Annotated in this window: 25 protein-coding genes; 13 read left to right on the plus strand and 12 right to left on the minus strand. The window is 69.4% G+C overall.

The features are described from left to right. The first annotated feature begins 97 nt into the window (after positions 1-97). A complete protein-coding gene (hutI, locus tag ACZ63I_RS05085; protein WP_469335576.1) occupies positions 98-1,333 on the plus strand; it encodes an imidazolonepropionase in 1,236 nt (411 codons plus the stop codon). 69 nt (positions 1,334-1,402) lie between these two features. Next, complete coding sequence (locus ACZ63I_RS05090; protein ID WP_469335406.1) at positions 1,403-2,050, plus strand: lipoprotein; 648 nt, start codon at positions 1,403-1,405, stop codon at positions 2,048-2,050. Between the two features lie 56 nt (positions 2,051-2,106). Here ACZ63I_RS05090 and ACZ63I_RS05095 read toward each other — a convergent pair whose 3' ends face one another. Beyond that, positions 2,107-2,430 carry a hypothetical protein gene (locus tag ACZ63I_RS05095; protein ID WP_469335408.1) on the minus strand — a complete coding sequence of 108 codons (324 nt, stop codon included), beginning with the start codon at positions 2,428-2,430 and terminating at the stop codon, positions 2,107-2,109. Positions 2,431-2,514: 84 nt separating this feature from the next. Here ACZ63I_RS05095 and ACZ63I_RS05100 point away from each other — a divergent pair, with 84 nt between their 5' ends. Both ACZ63I_RS05100 and ACZ63I_RS05105 read left to right on the plus strand, forming a co-directional pair. Next, complete coding sequence (locus ACZ63I_RS05100; RefSeq protein ID WP_469335410.1) at positions 2,515-2,895, plus strand: type II toxin-antitoxin system RelE/ParE family toxin; 381 nt, start codon at positions 2,515-2,517, stop codon at positions 2,893-2,895. After that, positions 2,892-3,251 carry a helix-turn-helix domain-containing protein gene (locus ACZ63I_RS05105; protein WP_469335412.1) on the plus strand — a complete coding sequence of 120 codons (360 nt, stop codon included), beginning with the start codon at positions 2,892-2,894 and terminating at the stop codon, positions 3,249-3,251. Before ACZ63I_RS05100 ends, ACZ63I_RS05105 begins: the two co-directional genes overlap by 4 nt. Before the next feature lie 105 nt (positions 3,252-3,356). Here the strand turns inward: ACZ63I_RS05105 and ACZ63I_RS05110 are convergent, their stop codons facing one another. Next, positions 3,357-4,340 carry an RNA polymerase sigma factor SigF gene (locus tag ACZ63I_RS05110; RefSeq protein ID WP_469335414.1) on the minus strand — a complete coding sequence of 328 codons (984 nt, stop codon included), beginning with the start codon at positions 4,338-4,340 and terminating at the stop codon, positions 3,357-3,359. A gap of 286 nt (positions 4,341-4,626) precedes the next feature. On the opposite strand from ACZ63I_RS05110, the gene ACZ63I_RS05115 reads away from it, so the two are divergent. From ACZ63I_RS05115 to ACZ63I_RS05130, 4 genes are all read left to right on the plus strand, one after another. Then, a complete protein-coding gene (locus ACZ63I_RS05115; protein WP_469335416.1) occupies positions 4,627-4,995 on the plus strand; it encodes an STAS domain-containing protein in 369 nt (122 codons plus the stop codon). Positions 4,996-5,174: 179 nt separating this feature from the next. Continuing rightward, complete coding sequence (locus tag ACZ63I_RS05120; RefSeq protein ID WP_469335418.1) at positions 5,175-5,777, plus strand: ATP-binding protein; 603 nt, start codon at positions 5,175-5,177, stop codon at positions 5,775-5,777. Between the two features lie 327 nt (positions 5,778-6,104). Next, entirely contained in the window at positions 6,105-6,782 is a 678-nt protein-coding gene (locus tag ACZ63I_RS05125) for a response regulator transcription factor (protein ID WP_041989006.1), read from the plus strand. Between the two features lie 7 nt (positions 6,783-6,789). Continuing rightward, positions 6,790-8,061: an ATP-binding protein gene (locus tag ACZ63I_RS05130; protein ID WP_041989008.1), complete on the plus strand. Its 1,272-nt coding sequence runs from the start codon at positions 6,790-6,792 to the stop codon at positions 8,059-8,061. On the opposite strand, the gene ACZ63I_RS05135 is transcribed toward ACZ63I_RS05130, so the two are convergent. Next, positions 8,006-8,509: a GtrA family protein gene (locus ACZ63I_RS05135; protein WP_469335421.1), complete on the minus strand. Its 504-nt coding sequence runs from the start codon at positions 8,507-8,509 to the stop codon at positions 8,006-8,008. The two genes, ACZ63I_RS05130 and ACZ63I_RS05135, sit on opposite strands and share 56 nt — an antisense overlap. Before the next feature lie 92 nt (positions 8,510-8,601). Here ACZ63I_RS05135 and ACZ63I_RS05140 point away from each other — a divergent pair, with 92 nt between their 5' ends. The 3 genes from ACZ63I_RS05140 to ACZ63I_RS05150 are packed head-to-tail and all read left to right on the plus strand — an operon-like array spanning position 8,602 to position 11,476. Continuing rightward, positions 8,602-9,756, plus strand: a complete 1,155-nt coding sequence (locus ACZ63I_RS05140) for a 5-(carboxyamino)imidazole ribonucleotide synthase (RefSeq protein ID WP_469335578.1) — start codon at positions 8,602-8,604, stop codon at positions 9,754-9,756. Next, positions 9,753-10,277, plus strand: a complete 525-nt coding sequence (gene purE, locus ACZ63I_RS05145; protein WP_469335423.1) for a 5-(carboxyamino)imidazole ribonucleotide mutase — start codon at positions 9,753-9,755, stop codon at positions 10,275-10,277. Before ACZ63I_RS05140 ends, purE begins: the two co-directional genes overlap by 4 nt. A gap of 11 nt (positions 10,278-10,288) precedes the next feature. Next, the gene (locus ACZ63I_RS05150) at positions 10,289-11,476 is read left to right on the plus strand and encodes a dipeptidase (protein ID WP_469335580.1); all 1,188 of its coding nucleotides are present in this window, start codon (positions 10,289-10,291) and stop codon (positions 11,474-11,476) included. A 236-nt stretch (positions 11,477-11,712) separates the two neighbouring features. Here the strand turns inward: ACZ63I_RS05150 and ACZ63I_RS05155 are convergent, their stop codons facing one another. Then, positions 11,713-12,063 (minus strand): VOC family protein, encoded by a 351-nt coding sequence (locus ACZ63I_RS05155; protein ID WP_469335424.1) that lies wholly within the window; start codon positions 12,061-12,063, stop codon positions 11,713-11,715. A 60-nt stretch (positions 12,064-12,123) separates the two neighbouring features. Next, positions 12,124-13,470 (minus strand): UDP-glucose dehydrogenase family protein, encoded by a 1,347-nt coding sequence (locus tag ACZ63I_RS05160; protein WP_469335426.1) that lies wholly within the window; start codon positions 13,468-13,470, stop codon positions 12,124-12,126. Positions 13,471-13,665: 195 nt separating this feature from the next. On the opposite strand from ACZ63I_RS05160, the gene ACZ63I_RS05165 reads away from it, so the two are divergent. Beyond that, a complete protein-coding gene (locus ACZ63I_RS05165) occupies positions 13,666-14,838 on the plus strand; it encodes an acyl-CoA dehydrogenase (protein WP_469335428.1) in 1,173 nt (390 codons plus the stop codon). On the opposite strand, the gene ACZ63I_RS05170 is transcribed toward ACZ63I_RS05165, so the two are convergent. The 6 genes from ACZ63I_RS05170 to ACZ63I_RS05195 form a co-directional block, all read right to left on the minus strand. Then, entirely contained in the window at positions 14,816-15,313 is a 498-nt protein-coding gene (locus tag ACZ63I_RS05170; RefSeq protein ID WP_469335430.1) for a hypothetical protein, read from the minus strand. The genes ACZ63I_RS05165 and ACZ63I_RS05170 overlap by 23 nt on opposite strands. Before the next feature lie 79 nt (positions 15,314-15,392). Further along, a complete protein-coding gene (locus ACZ63I_RS05175) occupies positions 15,393-15,617 on the minus strand; it encodes a DUF397 domain-containing protein (RefSeq protein ID WP_469335581.1) in 225 nt (74 codons plus the stop codon). Positions 15,618-15,688: 71 nt separating this feature from the next. Beyond that, positions 15,689-16,519, minus strand: coding sequence for a helix-turn-helix domain-containing protein (locus tag ACZ63I_RS05180; protein WP_469335432.1), 831 nt, complete (start codon positions 16,517-16,519; stop codon positions 15,689-15,691). Continuing rightward, complete coding sequence (locus ACZ63I_RS05185) at positions 16,516-17,040, minus strand: DUF6879 family protein (protein WP_469335434.1); 525 nt, start codon at positions 17,038-17,040, stop codon at positions 16,516-16,518. Before ACZ63I_RS05185 ends, ACZ63I_RS05180 begins: the two co-directional genes overlap by 4 nt. Then, a complete protein-coding gene (locus ACZ63I_RS05190) occupies positions 17,024-17,215 on the minus strand; it encodes a hypothetical protein (RefSeq protein WP_469335436.1) in 192 nt (63 codons plus the stop codon). Before ACZ63I_RS05190 ends, ACZ63I_RS05185 begins: the two co-directional genes overlap by 17 nt. A 202-nt stretch (positions 17,216-17,417) precedes the next feature. Further along, positions 17,418-18,695 (minus strand): LCP family protein, encoded by a 1,278-nt coding sequence (locus ACZ63I_RS05195; RefSeq protein WP_469335438.1) that lies wholly within the window; start codon positions 18,693-18,695, stop codon positions 17,418-17,420. 118 nt (positions 18,696-18,813) lie between these two features. On the opposite strand from ACZ63I_RS05195, the gene ACZ63I_RS05200 reads away from it, so the two are divergent. After that, a complete protein-coding gene (locus tag ACZ63I_RS05200; protein ID WP_469335439.1) occupies positions 18,814-19,380 on the plus strand; it encodes an acyl-CoA thioesterase in 567 nt (188 codons plus the stop codon). 76 nt (positions 19,381-19,456) lie between these two features. Here the strand turns inward: ACZ63I_RS05200 and ACZ63I_RS05205 are convergent, their stop codons facing one another. After that, entirely contained in the window at positions 19,457-21,016 is a 1,560-nt protein-coding gene (locus tag ACZ63I_RS05205) for an LCP family protein (RefSeq protein WP_469335441.1), read from the minus strand. Positions 21,017-21,128 lie beyond the last annotated feature (112 nt).

Here is a 21,128-nt window from a genome sequence, read left to right on the forward strand (position 1 = left end):
GCGGACCCCCGACATGAACGAGCCGAGCCCTGACACGAATGAGCCGAGCCCCGACATGAACGAGCCGAGTCCCGACATGATCGAGCCGAGCCCTGACATGAACGAGCCCAGCCCGACCACGGCTTTGCCCAACCGCGGCACAACCGCCATCACCAACATCGCAAGCCTGGTCACCAACGACCCCTCCCTCGGTGACGGATCCCCCATCGGTCTGATCCAGGACGCGGCAGTCGTCTTCGACGGCGACCGCGTCGTCTGGGTCGGTGAGTCAAGCAAAGCACCCGCCACTGACAACGCCTTCGACGCGGGCGGCAGGGCCGCGCTCCCCGGCTTCGTCGACTCCCACTCCCACCTCGTCTTCGCCGGCGACCGCACCCAGGAGTTCAACGCCCGCATGTCGGGCCGCGCCTACTCGGCGGGCGGCATCCGCACCACCGTCGCCGCCACCCGCGCCGCTTCCGACGCCGCACTCGACGCCAACGTCGCGCGGTACATCGCGGAGGCCCTGCGCCAGGGCACCACCACCCAGGAGACCAAGTCGGGGTACGGCCTGACCACCGCCGACGAGTCGCGCGCCCTGCGCATCGCGAGCCGGCACACCGACGAAGTCACCTACCTCGGCGCCCACATCGTCCCGCCCGAACACACCGACGACCCCGCCGCCTACGTCGCACTCGTCACCGGCGAGATGCTCGACTCCTGCGCCCCGTACGCCCGTTGGATCGACGTCTTCTGCGAGCAGGGCGCCTTCGACGGCGACCAGGCCCGGACGATCCTCACCGCCGGAAAGGCCAAGGGCCTGCACCCCCGCGTGCACGCCAACCAACTCTCGTACGGCCCCGGCGTCCAGCTCGCCGTCGAACTCGACGCCGCGTCGGCCGACCACTGCACCCACCTCACGGACGCGGACATCGACGCGCTCGCCCACAGCCGTACGGTCGCGACGCTGCTCCCCGGCGCTGAGTTCTCCACCCGCGCCACCTGGCCGGACGCCCGCCGCCTGCTCGAAGCGGGCGCCACCGTCGCACTCTCCACGGACTGCAACCCGGGCTCGTCCTTCACCTCGTCCATGCCGTTCTGCATCGCGCTCGCCGTACGGGACATGGGCATGACCCCCGACGAGGCGGTCTGGGCGGCGACGGCGGGCGGCGCCGCGGCCCTGCGCCGCACCGACGTCGGCCACCTGACCCCCGGCGCCCGCGCCGACCTCACCCTCCTCGACGCCCCGAGCCACATCCACCTCGCGTACCGCCCCGGCGTGCCCCTGGTCTCCACGGTCTGGCGCGGCGGGGAACGGGTGTACGACTCGTGGGTCGCGCCGCGCTCCCTATGATTGCGCGACAGCACAACGACATTCACCGGGTGGGGATCCAGAAAAGTGCACAGTGCGATGCGGTGCTTGATGCGGGGCGTGGGCCTCGGAGTGGTTCCGGCGGCGTTGCTGCTGACGGCCGTGACGGGGTGTTCGAGCGAGCCCGCGAAGGACAAGCGGGCGGGCTCGGCCGCGAGTCCGGCGAAGAAGGCGGACAGCGCGGGGGGCGCGGAGGCCGGGGCCGTCGCGAAGAAGGGCGGTTCGGTCGGTGGCGCCGGCTCGCCGTGTGCCCTGCCGGTCACCTTCGACCTCGCGGCCGGCTGGCAGCCGGAGGCCGTCGACACGGACGGTGAGTTCGGGGCCCTGACACAGGGCCCGGTGACGCTGACCTGCGAGATCGACGCCAAGCCCGCAGGCAACATCGGCTTCCTGCGGGTCTGGACAGGCAGCGGGAAGAGCGCGGACGTCCGCGCGGACCTGAAGGCGTTCATCGCGGACGAGGCGGCCCACCGCGACCAAGAGACCTACAGCGACCTCACGGTGGACGGCCTCGACGCGGCGGAGGTCGTGTACGTCAACACCAGCGACGCACTCGACGCCCCGAAGAAGGAACGCGCCCTCGCCCTGGCCACACCGAAGGGCGTTGTCGTCCTGCACCTCGGCGGTCTCGACTCGGCGGAGCACGACGCGATGCTTCCGGCGTACGAGCTGGCCAAGCGAACGTTGCAGGACGCCTGACACGTAAGCCCGCCTGACACGTAAGTACGCGTGTACGTACGCGACGCAGGCGCTCGTCAGCGTCCCCGGGACAGCTCCAGTACCCGGCCGACGATGTCGAGCGCCTGGTCGATGTCGGTGGCGATCTCCATGAGGTCCACGAAGGCGTGGTCGACGGCGGTCTCCCGCTCCGCCCCGACGATCGCCTCGGCCACCTGCTCGACCGTGCCCTCCTCCGTCGGATAGACCCGCAGGATCAACCCGAGATCGGCGGGGTCCCGGCCCGCCTCCGCCGCGAGCCGCCGCACTTCGTCCGCCGGTACGTTGATCTGCGCCGCGTCGAACGCCCACCCCGCCGCCGACCCCGGCCGGATCACGGGCAGCCACCCGTCGGCGTCCATGCAGGAGAGGTTCGGGCTGACCACATGCCTCGCGGGTCGGCGGCATCACCGACAGTCCATATACATTTCTGTATAGTCGGGAAGGTGAGTGGGCCGTGGAGGATCGAGATCGAACCAGAGGTCCGGCAGTGGCTGGAGCTTCTGACGGATGCGCATTACGACAAAGCTGAACGTGCCGCCGACATGCTGGCGGACCGACCCACCACTCTTGGCGAGCCGTACTCCCGCCACCTCGGTGGCAAGGTGCGAGAACTGCGGTTCACCATGGACGGCAACGCCGTCCGCATCACCTATTGGCTTGCCGCCGACCGGCGCATCGTGTTGATGACCGTGTTCCGTAAGTCCCGACAGCAGGAGGCCGCAGAGGTGGAGCGTGCCAGGCAAGCGCAGAAGGTGTGCGAAGCGGAGCACGGTCCTGCGGAGCACAGTTATGACCGCGCCGGGACCGAGGAGGAGCATTCGTGAAGCACTCTCAGTGGAAGACCCGCCGGACCAGGAAGCTCCTCGGGGAGACGGTCGAGGAGTCACCCGCCTACGTCGAAGCCGGGTACGCGTTCGCGTTGGGGCAGGCCGTGCATGACCGGCGTACGGAGCTCAAGCTGTCGCAGAGCGAGTTGGCGCGGCGGGCGGGGATGACGCAGCCGCAGGTTTCCAACATCGAGGGCGGCGACTCCGTACCGACTCTGCCGTTGCTCACCCGCCTGGCCAAGGCCCTGGACGCGTCGCTCGGTATCGATCTGGACGGCGATACATCGGCGTTCGTCTTCACAGCGCACGATCGTCAGCCGCCGGAGAGCACGGGGCGCTCCTCGGCCGCGTGAGGCGTGGGGTGCGCAGGGGCCGGGCGGGCTTGTACGACAGACGCCCCGCCGGGGAGTGAGAGCCGGCGGGGCGGGGTGGGGGCTTCGTTTTGTGGGTGGGGGTGGTCACTCCTCCACTGTCAGGCCCTTTCTGAGCCTTGTCAGCGTGCGCGAGAGCAGGCGGGACACGTGCATCTGCGAGATGCCCAGCTCCTCGCCGATCTCCGACTGCGTCATGTTCGCGACGAAGCGCAGCGAGAGGATCTGGCGGTCGCGGGACGGGAGGCCGGCGATCAGGGGCTTCAGGGACTCGACGTACTCGATGCCCTCCAGGCTGTGGTCCTCGTAGCCGATCCGGTCCGAGAGCGCGCCCTCGGTGTCGTCCTCCTCGGGCTGCGCGTCCAGCGAGCTGGCCGTGTAGGCGTTGCTCGCCGCCATGCCCTCGATGACCTCTTCGCCGCTGATCCCGAGCGCTTCGGCCAGTTCGGCGACGCTGGGGGAGCGGTCGAGGCGCTGGGACAGTTCGTCCGTCGCCTTCGCCAGGTCGAGGCGGAGTTCCTGGAGCCTGCGCGGCACGCGCACCGACCACGACGTGTCGCGGAAGAAGCGCTTGATCTCGCCGATGATGGTGGGCATCGCGAAGGTGGGGAACTCGACGCCTCGGCTCAGCTCGAAGCGGTCGATGGACTTGATCAGGCCGATCGTGCCGACCTGGACGATGTCCTCCATCGGCTCGCTGCGGGAGCGGAACCGGGAGGCCGCGAACTTGACCAGGGCGAGATTCAGCTCGACCAGGGTGTTGCGGACGTATGCGTGTTCGTACGTGCCCTCTTCGACGGACTCCAGCCGCGTGAACAGCGTCTTCGACAGGGCCCGTGCGTCCAGCGCCCCGATCTCGTCGAAGGGCGGGATCTCGGGCAGGTCCGCCAGCGCCTCGGCGCCGGACAGGCTCTGCGCGCCGGATGCCGGTGTGGGGGCCGCGACCATCGGTGAGGAGCCGGTCGGTTCGGAGGCGGTCGGGTCTGGGGCGGTCGGTTCGGGGGCAGTGGGTACGGGGGGAGTTGCCGACGTCGCGATCGGGGTACGCGGTTCGTCGAGCCGGGGTGACATGGGGTCTCCTCCATCATTTTCGGCATATGGCTGCCGATGCCAATACGCGTTGCTGCGGTGTGCGGGCGCCTCCGAGGCCGGCTGTCTTGGATGTGTCCCTACTAGCCCTACCCGGTAGACACGGACAGTTGCAAGTGTTAATTGTGAGGTATGTCTGTAATGTTGGAGAGTTCGGCTACCGGCCGGCGTTCGAAAGGCGTAATGTTCGACCGGCGTCAATGACGTATGACGACAAGCAGGCGAAACCATCTGACGACGGCATACAACACGGCGAAGAGGGACGGGCATGGACCGCCAGACGGTCGGCAGCACGAACCGGGGCCGGCTCAGGGTCGAGGTTCGGACCGAGGGTCGGAGTGAGGTCGTAACAGTGGCCGGTGAGTTGGATCACCACACGGCCGAATTGTTGCGAGCCCCGCTGGAAGAAGCGCTTGAGCAAGGACGGTCACGCTTGGTGATCGACTGCTCGCGGCTGGAGTTCTGCGACTCGACCGGACTCAACGTGCTGCTCGGCGCCAGGCTCAAGGCGGAAGCCGCGGGAGGCGCCGTCCATCTGGCCGGCATGCTGCCCGTGGTGTCGCGGGTCTTCGAGATCACCGGAGCCGACGCGGTCTTCACCGTCCATGAATCGCTCGACGACGCACTGGTGGACTGACCAGGTGCGGCAAGCTCCGACTGACGACCTCTCGGACACTGACCCCTCACACTTCCGCACCGGCGGAGTGGGTGTTGTCACGACTCGGAGGGGCAGAAGACTCCCCGCAGGCCGCACAGGACTCTGCACTCTCTGTAAAGACCCACTGGCAATTGGTGAATCGGTGAGGTGAAGCGCTGATGAGCACCACCCGGCAGCCTCCGCCGGGCGACCTCGGCCCCGAGCCGGACGGCGCCGGACCCTCGGCTGCCACGTCCGCTCCGCCCGCGACGTCCGCTCCGGCCGCGGCGTCCGGCACAGCCGCCGCGTCCGGCGCGGCCGGTACGCCTGGTACCGCCGGTACGTCCGGCACGGGTACGGCCGGCGTGCCCGACGGGGTGACCCGCACGCTTGCGCTGAGCAGCGCCAGCGGGGTCGTCCCGCTCGCCCGTGACTTCACCAGGCAGGCGCTGTACGACTGGGGCTGGCTCCCCGCGGCGACGGCCGACCGGCGCGCCGCCGCCGAAGACGTCCTGCTGGTCGTCTCCGAACTCGTCACCAACGCGTGCCTGCACGCCGAGGGACCCGAGGAACTGCGCGTCTCGCACAACGCCAAGGTGCTGCGTCTTGAAGTCACGGACCGCGGTGCGGGACAGCCCTCGCCGCGCACTCCGCACCGGGCGGGCCGCCCCGGCGGACACGGCATGTTCATCGTGCAGCGGCTCTGCCTCGACTGGGGCGTCGTACGGGCGCCAGGCGCGACGGGCAAGACGGTATGGGCGGAGCTGGCAGCGCCCGCGTAGCGACACAACGGCTACGCGGGCGCCTCCGCGCGCGCGACGTCCCCAAGGCATGAGCGCCCGCGCCCGCCTGCGGTACATGAACACCGCCATGAACACCGCCACCCCGGTCGGCGCCACCAGCAGCCCCAAAGGTCTCTCGGTGCGCAACGAACGGCGTGTCACCCTACGACACGACAGAACGCCATATGGGCGGACTTGAGAGATGAAACACAGGCGCTCATCGAATAAGACGCTCATATTCGAAGGTGGATCATCGGATCGCACCCGAACCCGCAGGCATTGACGATCATTGCCCGAGGCCTGCCCCGTGCGGACTACCATCACCCCATGACCCGTGTACTGCTCGCCGAGGACGACGCTTCCATCTCGGAGCCGCTGGCTCGCGCCCTGCGGCGGGAGGGGTACGAGGTCGAGGTCCGTGAAGACGGTCCGACCGCCCTCGACGCCGGCCTCCAGGGTGGCGTCGACCTCGTCGTACTCGACCTGGGGCTGCCCGGTATGGACGGCCTCGAAGTGGCCCGCAGACTCCGCGCCGACGGACACACCGTGCCGATCCTGGTGCTGACGGCGCGCGCCGACGAGGTGGACACCGTCGTCGGCCTCGACGCCGGCGCCGACGACTACGTCACCAAGCCCTTCCGCCTCGCCGAACTGCTCGCCCGGGTACGTGCGTTGCTGCGGCGCGGCGCCACCGAGCCGGCCCCCGCGCCCGCCACCCACGGCGTACGGATCGACGTCGAGTCGCACCGCGCCTGGATGGGCGAGGAGGAGCTGCAGCTCACCGCCAAGGAGTTCGACCTGCTGCGGGTCCTGGTCCGCGACGCCGGCCGGGTCGTCACCCGCGACCAACTGATGCGCGAGGTCTGGGACACCACGTGGTGGTCCTCGACCAAGACCCTGGACATGCACATCTCCTGGCTGCGGAAGAAGCTCGGCGACGACGCGGCCAACCCGCGCTACATCGCCACGGTCCGAGGCGTCGGTTTCCGCTTCGAGAAGAGCTAGCGGCACCTTGCGACGTCGCCTGATCAGCTCCACGCTCGCCGTGGTGCTCGTCGTCATCGCCGTCTTCGGCGTGTCCCTCGTCATCGTCGAGACCCGCACCATCAGCAGCAGCGCCCAGGAGAGCGTGGACTCCGAGGCGCTGCGGCTGGTGAGCATCGTCGACAGCCGGCTGCTCGGCGGCGAACACATCACGGCCGGCGTGCTGCGCCAGCAGATCGGCGCCGAGCGCTACGGCCGCATCGAGATGCCGGGACGGCCGCCCGTCGAGATCGGCGAGCATCCCACCGGCAGTGTGATCCGGGGCACGGCGCGCGGCGAGGAGGGCGAGACCGTCACCGTCGAGGAGCGCCGCTCCTCCGTCACGCGCGAGGTCGGCCGCACGCTGCTCATCATCGGCGCCGTGGCGCTGCTGGCCGTCATCGCCGCCGTCCTGCTCGCCGTACGGCAGGCCAACAAGCTGGCCTCGCCCCTCACCGACCTCGCCGAGACCGCCGAACGCCTCGGCTCGGGGGACCCGCGCCCGCGCCACAAGCGCTACGCGGTCCCCGAACTGGACCGGGTCGCCGACGTACTGGACTCCAGCGCCGAGCGCATCGCCCGGATGCTGACGGCCGAGCGCCGGCTGGCGGCCGACGCCTCCCACCAGCTCCGGACGCCGCTCACCGCCCTGTCCATGCGGCTGGAGGAGATCACCGTCACCGACGACCTCACCACCGTCAGGGAAGAGGCGACGATCGCGCTGACCCAGGTGGAGCGGCTGACCGACGTCGTGGAGCGGCTGCTGACCAACGCCCGCGACCCGCGCACCGGCTCCGCCGTCGCCTTCGACCTGGACGAGGTCGTCAAGCAGCAGATCGAGGAGTGGCGCCCCGCCTACCGCAGCGCGGGCCGCGCCATCGTCTGCTCGGGCCGGCAGGGCATGCGGGCCGTCGGTACGCCGGGGGCCGTCGCGCAGGTGCTGGCCGCGCTGATCGAGAACTCACTCATGCACGGCGGCGGTACGGTCGCGCTGCGCACCCGCGTCACCGGGAACCAGGCCGTCATCGAGGTGACCGACGAAGGGCCCGGCGTACCGCCCGACCTCGGGGCGCGGATCTTCGAGCGGTCCATCAGCGGCCGCAACTCCACCGGGATCGGCCTCGCCGTGGCCCGCGACCTCGCCGAGGCGGACGGCGGCAGGCTGGAGCTGCTCCAGCAGCATCCGCCGGTCTTCGCGCTCTTCCTCAGCCGCGAGGCCCGGATCGGCCTGCCGAAGGAACCTGAGCGGCCTGTGCGGTGATCTGCTCGGCCGCCGACGGCACCGCGCGGAACACCCACGAGCGGTACGACCAGAAGCGGAACAGCGTCGCCACGCCGATGCCGATGAACTTGAACACGTTGCTCTGCAGGGGCGAGTCCCAGCCGAAGCCGTACGTCGCGACGAACAGCACACCGTTCTCGATGACCAGCCCCACCGCGCTGAACAGCAGGAACAGCGACAGCTCCTTGGTGCGCCCGCCCTTGTCGCGGTCCCGGTAGGTGAAGTACCGGAAGCCGACATAGTTGAAGACGATGGCGATGACGGTGGCCACCACACTGGCCCGCACCACCTGGAGGTCCGTCGTGTGCCGGACGAGGTTGAACGCCAGCAGATTGACCAGCAGGCCCGCAGCGCCCACCGCGCCGAACTTGACCACCTCACGCACGAGGCGGTCCAGCCGCACGCGGAGTGCGTTCCGTTCGCTCATATGCTCGTCAGCCCCGTCCGTCGAATTGCCACCATGCTAACCACCGCCTCATCGGCGGATACCCTGGAAGGGTGACGTTTCCGGTAATCGGCATGGTCGGCGGCGGCCAGCTCGCCCGCATGACCCACGAGGCGGGTATCCCCCTCGGCCTGAGATTCAAGCTGCTCAGCGACACGGCCCAGGATTCGGCGGCCCAGGTCGTGCACGACGTCGTGGTGGGGGACTACCACGATCTCGACACGCTGCGTGACTTCGCCCGCGGCTGCGACGTGATCACGTTCGACCACGAGCATGTGCCGATCGAACACCTCCGCGCGCTGGAGGCGGACGGCATTCCCGTACGGCCGGGGCCCGACGCGCTGATCCACGCGCAGGACAAGGGCGTGATGCGCGCCAGACTCACCGCGCTGGGCGCGCCCTGCCCGCGCCACCGCATCGTCGCGGACCCGGCGGACGCGGTGGCCTTCGCGGCGGAGGGCGCCGCCGACGGCGCCGTCCCAGGTTCCGCCGGGGGCGACGGGTTCCCGATCATCCTCAAGACGGTGCGCGGCGGCTACGACGGCAAGGGCGTCTGGTTCGTACGCTCGGCCAAGGACGCCGAGGAGCCCTTCAAGGCGGGCGTGCCCGTCCTCGCGGAGGAGAAGGTCGACTTCGTACGGGAGCTGGCGGCGAACATCGTCCGCTCCCCGCACGGCCAGGCCGTCGCCTACCCCGTCGTCGAGTCGCAGCAGGTCGACGGCGTGTGCGACACGGTCGTCGCCCCGGCACCCGGGCTGTCCGACGCCCTCGCCGGCGAGGCCCAGCAGCTCGCCCTGCGGATCGCCGCCGAGCTGGACGTGGTCGGGCATCTCGCCGTCGAACTCTTCGAGACGCGCGACGGCCGCATCCTCGTCAACGAACTGGCGATGCGCCCGCACAACTCCGGCCACTGGACCCAGGACGGCGCGATCACCTCGCAGTTCGCCAACCACGTACGGGCCGTGCTCGACCTGCCGCTCGGCGACCCGCGCGCCCGCGCGCCGTGGACGGTCATGTGCAACGTGCTCGGCGGGGACTACCCCGACATGTACGCGGCGTATCTGCACTGCATGGCCCGCGACCCGCAGCTCAAGATCCACATGTACGGCAAGGACGTCAAACCGGGCCGTAAGGTCGGGCACGTCAACACGTACGGCGACGACCTGGACGACGTGCTGGAGCGCGCCCGCCACGCCGCCGGCTACCTCAGAGGAACAATCACCGAATGACCTCCCCCCTCATCGGCATCGTCATGGGCTCCGACTCGGACTGGCCCGTCATGGAGGCGGCGGCCGAAGCGCTCGGCGAGTTCTCCGTCCCGTACGAGGTCGACGTGGTCTCCGCGCACCGGATGCCGCGCGAGATGATCGCGTACGGCGAGCAGGCGGCGGACCGCGGCCTCAAGGCGATCATCGCGGGCGCCGGCGGCGCGGCCCATCTGCCCGGCATGCTGGCCTCCGTCACGCCGCTGCCGGTGATCGGCGTCCCCGTACCCCTGAAGTACCTCGACGGCATGGACTCGCTGCTGTCGATCGTGCAGATGCCGGCCGGTGTGCCCGTCGCCACGGTGTCCGTCGGCGGCGCGCGCAACGCGGGGCTGCTCGCGGCCCGGATCCTCGCCGCGCACGACCCCGAACTGCAAACGCGGATGCGGGAGTTCCAGCAGGAGCTGAACGACCAGGCGACGCAGAAGGGCAAGCGGCTGCGCGCCAAGGTCGAGGGCCCCGGTTCCTTCGGATTCGGAAAGTGAGCGCCACGCCCATGAGCAGCGAATTCCTCGCGAGTGCCCGCGCCCTCCTCGACGACTTCCCCGTCGTCGACGGCCACAACGACCTGCCCTGGGCGCTGCGCGAACACGTCTGGTACGACCTGGACCGCCTCGACATCGCCGACGACCAGACGGGCCGGCTCCACACGGACATCGCGCGGCTGCGCAAGGGCGGTGTCGGCGCCCAGTTCTGGTCGGTGTACGTACGGTCCGACATGGCAGGGGACGACGCGGTCAGCGCGACGCTGGAGCAGATCGACGTCGTGGGCCGGCTCATCGACCGCTACCCCGACGACCTGGCGCGCGCCCGCACGGCCGACGAGATGGAGGCGGCGCGGCGCGAGGGCCGGATCGCGTCCCTGATGGGCGCGGAGGGCGGGCACTCGATCAACAACTCGATGGCCACGCTGCGCGCGCTCTACACGCTGGGCGTGCGGTACATGACGCTCACTCACAACGACAATCTGCGCTGGGCGGACAGCGCCACGGACGAGCCGGGCGTCGGCGGCCTCTCCGCGTTCGGCCGTGAGGTCGTACGGGAGATGAACCGGCTCGGCATGCTCGTCGACCTCTCGCACGTCGCGGCGACGACCATGCGCGACGCGCTCGAAGCGACCGAGGCGCCGGTGATCTTCTCGCACTCGTCGTCGCGCGCGATCTGCGACCACCCGCGCAACATCCCCGACGACGTACTGGCGGCGCTGCCGGCGAACGGCGGCGTCGCGATGGCCACGTTCGTACCGAAGTTCATCCTCCCCGAGGCGGTGGCCTGGACGCAGGCGGCGGACGAGAACCTCCGCTCGCACGGCTTCCACCACCTGGACACCAAGGCGGAGGCGATGAAGCTGCACGAGGAGTTCGAAGCCGCGAACCCGCGCCCCTCGGCGACGGCTTCGACGGTCGCGGACCACCTCGACCACATGCGCGAGGTCGCGGGCATCGACCATGTGGGCATCGGCGGCGACTTCGACGGGACGGCGTTCACGCCGACGGACCTGCACGACGTGGCGGGCTACCCGAACCTGATCGCCGAGCTGCTGTCGCGCAAGTGGTCGACGGCGGACGTCTCGAAACTGACCTGGCAGAACGCGGTACGGGTGCTGCGGGCGGCGGAGTCGGTCGCGGCGTCGCTGAGTGCGCGGGAGCCGTCGCGGGCGACGCTGGCGCTGGACGAGGCGTAGTCGCCGTCCGCCGCGGTGTCGCCGTCCGGCGGGGTGTCGCCGTCCGGCGGGGTGACCGGTCTGGGTTGCGGTTGTCGCCGGGGGCCGTTCCGGGGTGGTGTCCTGCGCCGCACGATTTACGGCGCGTGCGCCTCTGACATGAGGCGCACGCGGACGTGCGCCGCACATCACGCCTTACGCTCCGGACACCACCCCTGCACGGCCCTCTTCAGCCCGCGGCCAGGTTCGGACAGGCCCTAGCAGGCGCACAGGCAGAACGGGTGACCCGCCGGGTCGCCGTAGACCCGGAACGTGCGCTCCCGGTCCGATGTGTCGAGCGGCTTGGCGCCGAGCGCCAGGACCTCTTTCTCCGCCGCGTCCAAGTCCTCGACGGCCAGGTCGAGATGGAACTGCTGCGACCCGTCGTCCGAGGGCCAGGTCGGCGGTACGTAGCCGGGTGCGGCCTGGAAGGCGAGTGCGGTGCCTTCCAGTTCGACCCAGCCCTCCTCCTGCTTGATCTCGCCGCCGAGGAGCTTGGCGTAGAAACCGGCGAGCGCGACCGGGTCCGGACAGTCCAGGACGACGGCGCCCAGGGTGGCGATAGGCATCGGGTTCTCCTCGCATCGACGGATTCGTTGTCGGATGATCCTCTGTACCTAGGCGTGTACCTAGGCGCGCGGGCGGCCCATCGCGCGGTACGTCCAGCCGGCGGCGCGCCAGAGCTGGGGGTCGAGGGCGTTGCGGCCGTCCAGGATCAGCTTGCGGGCCGCGACCGCGCCCAGCACCGCCGGGTCGAGGTCGCGGAACTCGCGCCACTCCGTGAGGTGCAGGACGACATCGGCGCCGCGTACCGCGTCCACGGCCGACTCCGCGTACCCGAGCGTCGGGAAGAGCCGCTTGGCCTTCTCCATGCCCTTCGGGTCGTAGACGGTGACCTGGCCGCCCTGGAGATGGATCTGCCCGGCGACGTTGAGGGCGGGGGAGTCGCGTACGTCGTCCGAGTCCGGCTTGAAGGTCGCGCCGAGTACGGCGACCCGCTTGCCGAGGAACGAGCCGTCGCCGCCGACCGCCTCGCGGGCCAGCTCCACCATGTGGCCGCGGCGGCGCATGTTGATCGAGTCGACCTCGCGGAGGAAGGTGAGGGCCTGGTCGGCGCCCAGTTCGCCGGCGCGCGCCATGAAGGCGCGGATGTCCTTCGGCAGGCAGCCGCCGCCGAAGCCGATCCCGGCGCGCAGGAACTTCTTGCCGATGCGCTCGTCGTGGCCCAGCGCCTCGGCGAGCTTCTGCACGTCGCCGCCGGCCGCCTCGCAGACCTCGGCCATCGCGTTGATGAAGGAGATCTTCGTGGCGAGGAAGGAGTTCGCCGCCGTCTTGACCAGCTCGGCGGTCGGGAAGTCGGTGACGACGAAGGGCGAGCCCTCGCCGAGGGGGGTCGCGTACACCTCGCGCAGGATGCGCTCGGCGCGCTCGCTGTGGACGCCGATCACGATCCGGTCGGGGTGCAGGGTGTCCTGGACGGCGAAGCCCTCCCGGAGGAATTCGGGGTTCCAGGCCAGCTCGACCTCGTCGCGCGCGGGCGCCAGTTCGGCGATGCGGCCGGCGAGCCGTTCGGCGCTGCCGACGGGCACGGTCGACTTGCCGACGATCAGCGCGGGCCGGGTCAGGTGTTTGGCGAGGCTCTCGACGGCGGAGTCGACGTAACTCATGTCGCACGCGTATTCGCCGTGCTTCTGGGGAGTGTTCACGCAGATGAAGTGCACATCGCCGAACTCCGCCAGCTCCGCCCAGTCCATCGTGAAGCGCAGCCGTCCCGACGAGCCCTCGATGCCGGCGACGTGTTTGTGCAGCAGCTCCTCAAGCCCCGGCTCGTACATCGGCACCCGCCCGGCCGAGAGCATGTCGATCTTCTCGGGCACCACGTCGAGCGCGAGGACGTCGAAGCCCAGCTCCGCCATGGCCGCGGCGTGCGTGGCGCCGAGGTAGCCGGTGCCGATCACGGTGATCTTGAGGGCCATGGGGTGCTCCAAGGGGCTGCGGACGGGTGCGGTGCCCGAGCATAGCCGCGGGCCACCGGGCGTTCGCAGGCGCACTTCGGCGGGCGCGGTGGGTCTGTTTGCGAGCTGTCGGCAAACTCACGTATGCCCGCTGCGGCGGTGGCCCCTAAAATTGGGTTACTTAACGGTAGTTAGCATCCTGGGGAGTGAAAGACCGTGGCCGGACCGGCTGATTTCGACCTGTACCGCCCCGCCGAGGAGCACGAGATGCTCCGCGAATCCGTGCGGGGACTCGCCGAGGCGAAGATCGCGCCGTTCGCCGCAGCCGTCGACGAGGAGGCGCGCTTCCCGCAGGAGGCCCTGGACGCGCTGGTCGCGTCCGAGCTGCACGCCGTGCACGTCCCCGAGGAGTACGGCGGCACCGGCGCCGACGCGCTGGCCACGGTCATCGTGATCGAGGAGGTCGCCCGGGTCTGCGCCTCGTCGTCCCTGATCCCGGCCGTGAACAAGCTCGGCTCGCTGCCGGTGATCCTGTCGGGCAGCGAGGAGCTGAAGGCGACGTACCTGCCCCCGCTCGCCAAGGGCGACGCGATGTTCTCGTACTGCCTCTCCGAGCCGGACGCGGGCTCGGACGCGGGCGGCATGAAGACCAGGGCCGTGCGGGACGGCGACGACTACGTACTCAACGGCGTGAAGCGCTGGATCACCAACGCGGGCGTGTCCGAGTACTACACGGTCATGGCGGTCACCGACCCCGACAAGCGCACGAAGGGCATCTCGGCGTTCGTCGTCGAGAAGGGCGACGAGGGCGTCTCGTTCGGCGCCCCTGAGCGGAAGCTGGGCATCAAGGGCTCCCCGACCCGCGAGGTGTACCTCGACAACGTCCGCATCCCCGCGTCCCGGCTGCTCGGCGCCGAGGGCACCGGCTTCGCCACGGCGATGAAGACCCTGGACCACACCCGCATCACGATCGCGGCCCAGGCCCTCGGCATCGCCCAGGGCGCGCTGGACTACGCGAAGGGCTACGTCCAGGAGCGCAAGCAGTTCGGCAAGCCCATCGGCGACTTCCAGGGCGTCCAGTTCATGCTCGCCGACATGGCCATGAAACTGGAAGCCGCCCGCCAGCTCACCTACGCGGCAGCAGCCCGCTCGGAACGCGTCTCCCTCGGCTCGGCCAAGGAAGACCTGACCTTCTTCGGCGCGGCGGCGAAGTGCTACGCGTCCGACGCGGCGATGGAGATCACGACGGACGCGGTCCAACTCCTCGGCGGCTACGGCTACACCCGCGACTACCCGCTGGAGCGCATGATGCGCGACGCGAAGATCACGCAAATCTACGAGGGCACGAACCAGGTCCAGCGCATCGTCATGGCGCGGAACCTGCCGTAGCGGTGTCCCGCCCGAGAGGGCAGGGCAGCTCGGGCTTCGCACGATTCGGAGCGCACGTCACCAGGGCCAGGGACAGGTACGAGGGGCGTTCGAGGTAGAACCCCAACGACACGTCAGTCCCTGTGCCCAGCCGCTCGGCAGCGGACTCCACCAGCAGAGCCAGGTACCTGATGTCGCGTTCGGCGTCGGAGGCGAACCGGGACGCGTACTCCGCGAGCCGCTCCCTGAGCCACGCTGCCGCTTCCTTCGCCTCGTCCCAGGTGCCATGCACCAGGGAACGCGGCTTGATCAGCCAGTACGCCGTTTCCAGAGGCGGCAGATCGGACGCGGGGAACCCGGCAGCGACCTCCCGGTAGCGCTGGACCAGTTCGGGCTTGGACCCGGCGGGCGGCGGCTCCGGGTACGGCGGTCGCCGCAGCGCTTCTTGATCCAGGCGCTGCTTGGAACCGGTCCACAGATAGGCGTGGTGATGCACCAGTCGTCCCTGTCAGGTGCGGGCGGTCGCGGAACCAACCGGTCCCGGCCCCGGGGTGGGGGACCGGGACAGGTTGGGATCACACCTGGAGACCGAACCGAACGGGGTCGATCCCGGCCACGCCCAACTCCTCGGTGGTGAACCGCAGCGGCTCCACGTCGCCCCGCTTGCTGTCGCCCAGGGCCCAGGCGTCCGCACCAATCCTGGCGAGCGTCACACACCCCTCGCTACAGGGCCCACCACACGCCTTCACGAACGAGGCGCCGTCGATGTCGAGCGCGTACAGGTCGATTCCGTTCAGCATCGGAACTCCAGGGTTCGAGGTCTTCTCTTCGCTCTTCATGCAGCCATCTTCGGCTGGCCGCAGAGGCGCCTCTAGTCTGTTTCCTGTTCCCGCAAGAAATCGTCTCGGATGTCTTCGACCAGAGCGCGCATGTCGTCACCTGACAACGCCACCTGCTGAAATCCATCGAACTTTGCTATGTATATGCCTACGTCGCGTGGGTTGGTGACAACCACTTCCGCATGCACCGTCTCTATCGTGACCATCCGCTCGTCACGAATGACGAACGCATGATTCGCGATGTCGTTCTGCTGGATCTGAAGTGGGACTACGCGGATGTCCACATGGGGGAGCCGGGAAATGGAAACGATACGGTCGATCTGTGCGGCCATCATGTGCGGCGGGACGATTCGCCAGCGCAATACAGGCTCCGTGATGATGAATCGCAGAGATTTGGCGGTGTCGTAGACGACCGCTTGTCGTTCAAGTCTTCCGTTGATCGTCCGGGCGAGAGTGTCCTCACTCAGACTGTGCCGTCGCAGCACGGCCCGGATGTACTCCGGTGTCTGGAGAAGCCCAGGGACCAGGGCCGGTTGGAACAGTCGCAACGTCGACATCTGCGCTTCCAGGGCCTTGGCGGCCTGCTGGCCCTTGTAGACCCCGATCCGTTTGAGCAGTCGCCACGCTGTTGCCTCCGTCGCCGATGCTCGGGCCGCCTCTGCGTACTCCGACTTGACCTCGTCCGACACGCCGATCGCCGTCAGGATGCGTTCGACGTCAGTCGCACTGGCCGCCAGCCTCGCGTTCTCGATCTTGGACAGCTTGGACGGAGACATGAGAGCGCTGCGGGCCACTGCTTTGGCCTCCTTGCCGGATGCCACTCGCAGTACCCGCAGCGCGGCTCCGAGCTGTGCTCTGTTCACGCCCCGTACTTGGCCCACCATTCGGCGAACGGTTCCGCGTGACCGAGCGCCGACTCGCGGTACCCGGTGAATTCCGCCGCTCGTTCCGGTGGCAGCACTTCCGAGCCCAGGTACTTCCCGGTTCCGTCGTAATTCATCACAGCTACGGACTCGGAGTCGAAGAACCAGAAGTCCGGAACACCCTCCAGCGGGTTGGCTCTGCCGGTGACGTCGAGGATGAAGAACTCCTCCCCACCGGTCCCGTTCTTCTGGTAGCCCCACCCGAGTTCGAACCTGAGGTAGTCCGTGAGCGGGCGGGACAGAATGTGCACCCGGTAGACCCGCTTGCCCTTCTCGGTGTGTGAGCGGACCTCTTCGACCCAGCCCGCGTTGTAGTCCTTCGGCTGTTGCTCCCCGGCCAGGAAGGCGTGATAGGCGTCGACGTTCCCGGACTTGCTGTAGTCGGGCAGGGTTTCCAGTCGAAATGCCTCACGCTCGAACGTGTCGAAGAGGTCGCCGAGGGTCCTAGACGAGCTTGTCACTGATGGCCTTCCGAAGGAGTTCCATCGGGATCTCGACGAGCGTTCCGTGAGCGGGAATTTGAAGCCCGTGATCGGCCGGTGTCTCCCCCTGCACCAGGAAGGTGCCACGATCCGTCGCGTAGATGGTTGGGCAGTCCTTGATGTCGCACGTGCTGACCAGCTTGGTGACCTTCATGGTCCTGGTTCCCCTCTTGCGTGCTGCTGCCGGCACCCCAGCGTGTGACTCGATGCTCCCGAGGGCGAGGTGCGCCGGTCAAGCAGTCGCGGTTGACGGAACGGGAAACCGACTCATCCGTCCCGAGCGCCTTTGAGCCGACCGTTCCGCGACTGCGGGACGGTCGGCTCGGCGGTGGCGGGGCGGGAAGCCCGGACAGGCGCTAGTTGCTGGTGACGGTGACCTTCTCGTCCTTGTTCAGTTGGTCCACGAGTTGGGTCACCTTCGCCTTGTCCCAGACCAGGTTGCCGCCCGTGCTGCCGGAGATCGGCATGTTCATCGAGACGCCGTCGCCGCTCGTGACGCCCTTCATCGCGAAGAACATCTGGCCGAGCGACCAGAGCGACATGTCCTTGTCGACGATGACGGTGTCGAGGCCCGCGCTCATCGTCGGGTAGAGCTTGAAGGGGTTCAGGATCGTGCCCGGTGTGGCCGTCTGGGAGGCCAGGGAGGCGAGGAACTTCTGCTGGTTCTTCGTGCGCTCCAGGTCGCTCGCGGCGAAGGCGTGCCTGGTGCGGACGAAGGCCAAGGCCTGCTGGCCGTTCAGGGTCTGCTTGCCGGCCTTGAAGTCGGCGCCGGAGTACTTGTCCTTGAAGCCCTTCGGCAGGTTCATCTCGACCCCGCCGATCGCGTCCACGACATTGGCGAAGCCGGCGAAGCCGATCTCGACGTAGTGGTCGATGCGCAGGCCGGTGTTGGCCTCGATGGTGCGGACGAGCAGGGCCGGGCCGTCCGTGGCGTAGGCGGCGTTGAGCTTTGTCTGCTTGCCGGTGTTCGGGAAGAGCTTGCCCGACTCCGAGCCGCGGAACGACGGGATCGTCACGTTGGAGTCGCGGGGCAGCGAGATCAGCGTCGGCCCGTTCGACCCGTCGTGCAGGATCATCATCGAGTCGGTGCGCTTACCCTCGGCGGAGCCGGTGTGGAGCTGCTTCTTCTCCTCGGCCGACATGCCCTCACGGCTGTCAGAGCCGACGATCAGGTAGTTCGTGCCGTCGCCGCCGTCGGGGCGGTCGATGACCTTCGAGAGGTCGACCTCGCGCCTGAGCTTGGAGTCGGCCCAGAAGTACGTGCCGATGGAGACGGCCAGCACCACCACGACCAGCGCCAGCGCGCCGATCTTGATCCGCTTGCGCCAGTTCGGGGCCTGCCGGGGGCCCGGAGCGCCGCCGGGCGGCTGCTGGCCGCCGTGGCCGCCGCCGGGAGGGCCGCCGTAGACCTGGCCCGTGTTGTAGTCGCTGTTGTAGCCGGGACCCGAGCCGTAGTCGTCGTAGCCCTGCGACTGCGGGGGCACGCCGTACCCCTGCGGCTGCTGCTGGGGGGCACCGCGCCGCTGCCGCTGCACGTGCGGCATCACCTGGGCACCCTCGGGCTGCGAACCCGCGCTGCCGCGCCCGTAGCGCTCGCCGCGCTCGTTACGGTCACCGGTCCATCCATCGCTCATGCGCTCCAGTGTGCCGGGCCTGGCGCTGCCCCATACTGCCGCGTAGGAAATCGGGTCGGGGCTGTTGCCAAGCTGATGCAATGCGCCGCTCCGGCGACCCCCGCATATGGTGGGGCGCATGACAGATCAGGCCGACCGCCCGGACCGCCCGGAGACTGATATTCCGGGCAAGCCCACCTCCGCTTCCCGTACGACGCTGAGCCACATCATGACGGGCAGCGACACCAATCTGCTGGGTACGGTGCACGGCGGCGTGATCATGAAGCTGGTCGACGACGCGGCGGGCGCCGTGGCCGGACGGCACTCGGGCGGGCCCGCTGTGACGGCGTCCATGGACGAGATGGTCTTCCTCGAACCGGTGCGCGTCGGCGATCTCGTCCATGTGAAGGCACAGGTCAACTGGACGGGCCGGTCCTCGATGGAGGTCGGGGTACGGGTGCTCGCCGAGCGCTGGAACGAGTCGACCCCGGCCACCCAGGTCGGCAGCGCGTATCTGGTCTTCGCCGCCGTCGACGCCGAGGGCAAGCCCCGCCCGGTGCCGCCGGTGCTGCCGCAGACCGAACGCGACAAGCGGCGCTACCAGGAGGCGCAGATCCGGCGTACGCACCGGCTCGCCCGCCGACGGGCCATCAAGGAGCTGCGGGAGAGCCGCGCGCCCGAGGCCGGCTCGGAGCTGGGCGCGTAGCGGACTGGTCTGGCAGCGGGGGTGCGTCGCTGCGGGGCTGCGGGCTCCGGGTCTGCGTCGCTACGGGGCTGCCGCGCTACGGGCAGACCACCTCGTCGCCCGTCATCGTGCCGAACGTGCCCTCGGGCGCCTCTTCCGCCCGTACCGGCCGCACCGCCTTGAAGTCGCTCCCCGCCATCACCTTGAGCGTCGCGCCCTGCCGCTTCACCGCCCGCAGCACACTGCCGGGCAGCGCGGCGGCCAGCGACCTCGCCGACCGGTCCCAGCGCGGGTCGTACATGACGATCGTGCGCTTCACCTTCAGGTGCGCGGCCGTCAGCGGGGTCCGGGTCGTACGGAAGCCGGTGGCGTGCAGTGCGTCGTCGACCTGCTTGCCGAGCCCGTCCGTCGGCGTCCCGTTGTAGACCTGCACCCGGATCTGCTGCGGCTTCACATCGACCAGCGCCCCGTGCGGCCGTTTCACGGGAGCGGCCGGAGCGGCCGGCGCCGCCGGCGCCCCCGGAGCCGCGGGTGCCGCCTTGCGCGGCGGCGCCAGCGGCTTGTCCGCGCGCAGCGCCTGGAACAGCTTCTTCGACTTCACCGGGTCCCACTTCAGCGTCGACCCGACGCCCTTCACCGCGATCCCCGACCCGCTCAGCGGCACGGACGTGAACTCCGACGACGACGGCGAGAAGCCGTGCATCGCCTCGTTGAGCGCGAGCAACTGCTGCGCGCCGAACCCCGCGTCGGCCCTGACCGAGCTGAGCATCGCCGAGGTGACGGCCCGGAACTTCACCGGGTTCAGCAGCACACCGCTGCTGGTGGCCTGGTTGATCAGCGCGGCGATGAAGCGCTGCTGACGCTGCATCCTGCCCAGGTCGGACGTCGCGTCGACATGGCGGGCCCGTACGTACTGCAGCGCCTGGCCGCCGTCCAGCTTGTGCGTGCCGGCCGTCAGGTTCAGCCCGGTGTACGAGTCCTTCAGCGGGCGCGGGGTGCAGATCCGCACCCCGCCGAGCGCGTCGACCGTCTTCATGAAGCTGGTGAAGTCGACCTCCAGATAGTGGCTGATCTTCACCCCCGTCATGTGCTCCACCGTGCGCACCGTCAGATTGGGCCCGCCCTCCGCGTACGCCGCGTTCAGCTTCACCGGATGCGGCTTGTGGTGCTGCCCCGTCGTCTGGTCGACGTGGGCGGGCAGTTCGGCGTAGCTGTCGCGCGGCAGGCTCACGACGCTGGCCCGTTTACCGTCCTCCGAGAGATGCACCAGCATGATCGTGTCGGTGCAGTGGCAGGGCGCGCCGCCGAGCTTGTACTTCGCCTTCTCGGCCTTGGTGATCTTGTCCCGGCCGTCGGTGCCGACGAGCAGCAGATTCATGCCGTGGCCCGCGCCAGGGCGGTTCTTCATGTCCTTGAACGGGTCGACCCGGTCGATGCCGGTGTCCAGGCTGGTGACCACGGCGTGCCCGATACCGCCGGCGCCCAGGACCAGCACGGAGAAGGTCGTCGCCATCCGCATGCCCCAGCGCGGCCGGCCGTCCCGTCGCCCGGCGCTCCGGCCTCCCGCACGCGGCCGTGGCCGGGTGGCGATCCCTGCGGCAGGACGGGGGGAGCGGCGGGATCGCGAGGAGCGGGAGGAGCGGGGCGACGTGGGCACTGGGGCACCTCCGCGGTGACAGGGAATGGTCGAAACCGTAGGCCCATACGATCAGCGGCACCCTGCTACGACCGGGCGGCGCGCGTCGCTGTCCCCCGTTCGCGGTAACGTT

The organism is Streptomyces sp. NPDC087906 (assembly GCF_055584925.1).

What these genes read in the sequence shown, in the direction of transcription:
- hutI (WP_469335576.1), top strand. Translation starts at nt 98, where the DNA reads ATGAACGAGCCCAGCCCGACCACGGCTTTGCCCAACCGCGGCACAACC.
- ACZ63I_RS05090 (WP_469335406.1), top strand. Translation starts at nt 1,403, where the DNA reads ATGCGGGGCGTGGGCCTCGGAGTGGTTCCGGCGGCGTTGCTGCTGACG.
- ACZ63I_RS05095 (WP_469335408.1), bottom strand. Translation starts at nt 2,430, where the DNA reads ATGGACGCCGACGGGTGGCTGCCCGTGATCCGGCCGGGGTCGGCGGCG.
- ACZ63I_RS05110 (WP_469335414.1), bottom strand. Translation starts at nt 4,340, where the DNA reads ATGTCACCCCGGCTCGACGAACCGCGTACCCCGATCGCGACGTCGGCA.
- ACZ63I_RS05115 (WP_469335416.1), top strand. Translation starts at nt 4,627, where the DNA reads ATGGACCGCCAGACGGTCGGCAGCACGAACCGGGGCCGGCTCAGGGTC.
- ACZ63I_RS05120 (WP_469335418.1), top strand. Translation starts at nt 5,175, where the DNA reads ATGAGCACCACCCGGCAGCCTCCGCCGGGCGACCTCGGCCCCGAGCCG.
- ACZ63I_RS05125 (WP_041989006.1), top strand. Translation starts at nt 6,105, where the DNA reads ATGACCCGTGTACTGCTCGCCGAGGACGACGCTTCCATCTCGGAGCCG.
- ACZ63I_RS05135 (WP_469335421.1), bottom strand. Translation starts at nt 8,509, where the DNA reads ATGAGCGAACGGAACGCACTCCGCGTGCGGCTGGACCGCCTCGTGCGT.
- ACZ63I_RS05140 (WP_469335578.1), top strand. Translation starts at nt 8,602, where the DNA reads ATGGTCGGCGGCGGCCAGCTCGCCCGCATGACCCACGAGGCGGGTATC.
- purE (WP_469335423.1), top strand. Translation starts at nt 9,753, where the DNA reads ATGACCTCCCCCCTCATCGGCATCGTCATGGGCTCCGACTCGGACTGG.
- ACZ63I_RS05150 (WP_469335580.1), top strand. Translation starts at nt 10,289, where the DNA reads ATGAGCAGCGAATTCCTCGCGAGTGCCCGCGCCCTCCTCGACGACTTC.
- ACZ63I_RS05155 (WP_469335424.1), bottom strand. Translation starts at nt 12,063, where the DNA reads ATGCCTATCGCCACCCTGGGCGCCGTCGTCCTGGACTGTCCGGACCCG.
- ACZ63I_RS05160 (WP_469335426.1), bottom strand. Translation starts at nt 13,470, where the DNA reads ATGGCCCTCAAGATCACCGTGATCGGCACCGGCTACCTCGGCGCCACG.
- ACZ63I_RS05175 (WP_469335581.1), bottom strand. Translation starts at nt 15,617, where the DNA reads ATGCTGAACGGAATCGACCTGTACGCGCTCGACATCGACGGCGCCTCG.
- ACZ63I_RS05190 (WP_469335436.1), bottom strand. Translation starts at nt 17,215, where the DNA reads ATGAAGGTCACCAAGCTGGTCAGCACGTGCGACATCAAGGACTGCCCA.
- ACZ63I_RS05195 (WP_469335438.1), bottom strand. Translation starts at nt 18,695, where the DNA reads ATGAGCGATGGATGGACCGGTGACCGTAACGAGCGCGGCGAGCGCTAC.
- ACZ63I_RS05200 (WP_469335439.1), top strand. Translation starts at nt 18,814, where the DNA reads ATGACAGATCAGGCCGACCGCCCGGACCGCCCGGAGACTGATATTCCG.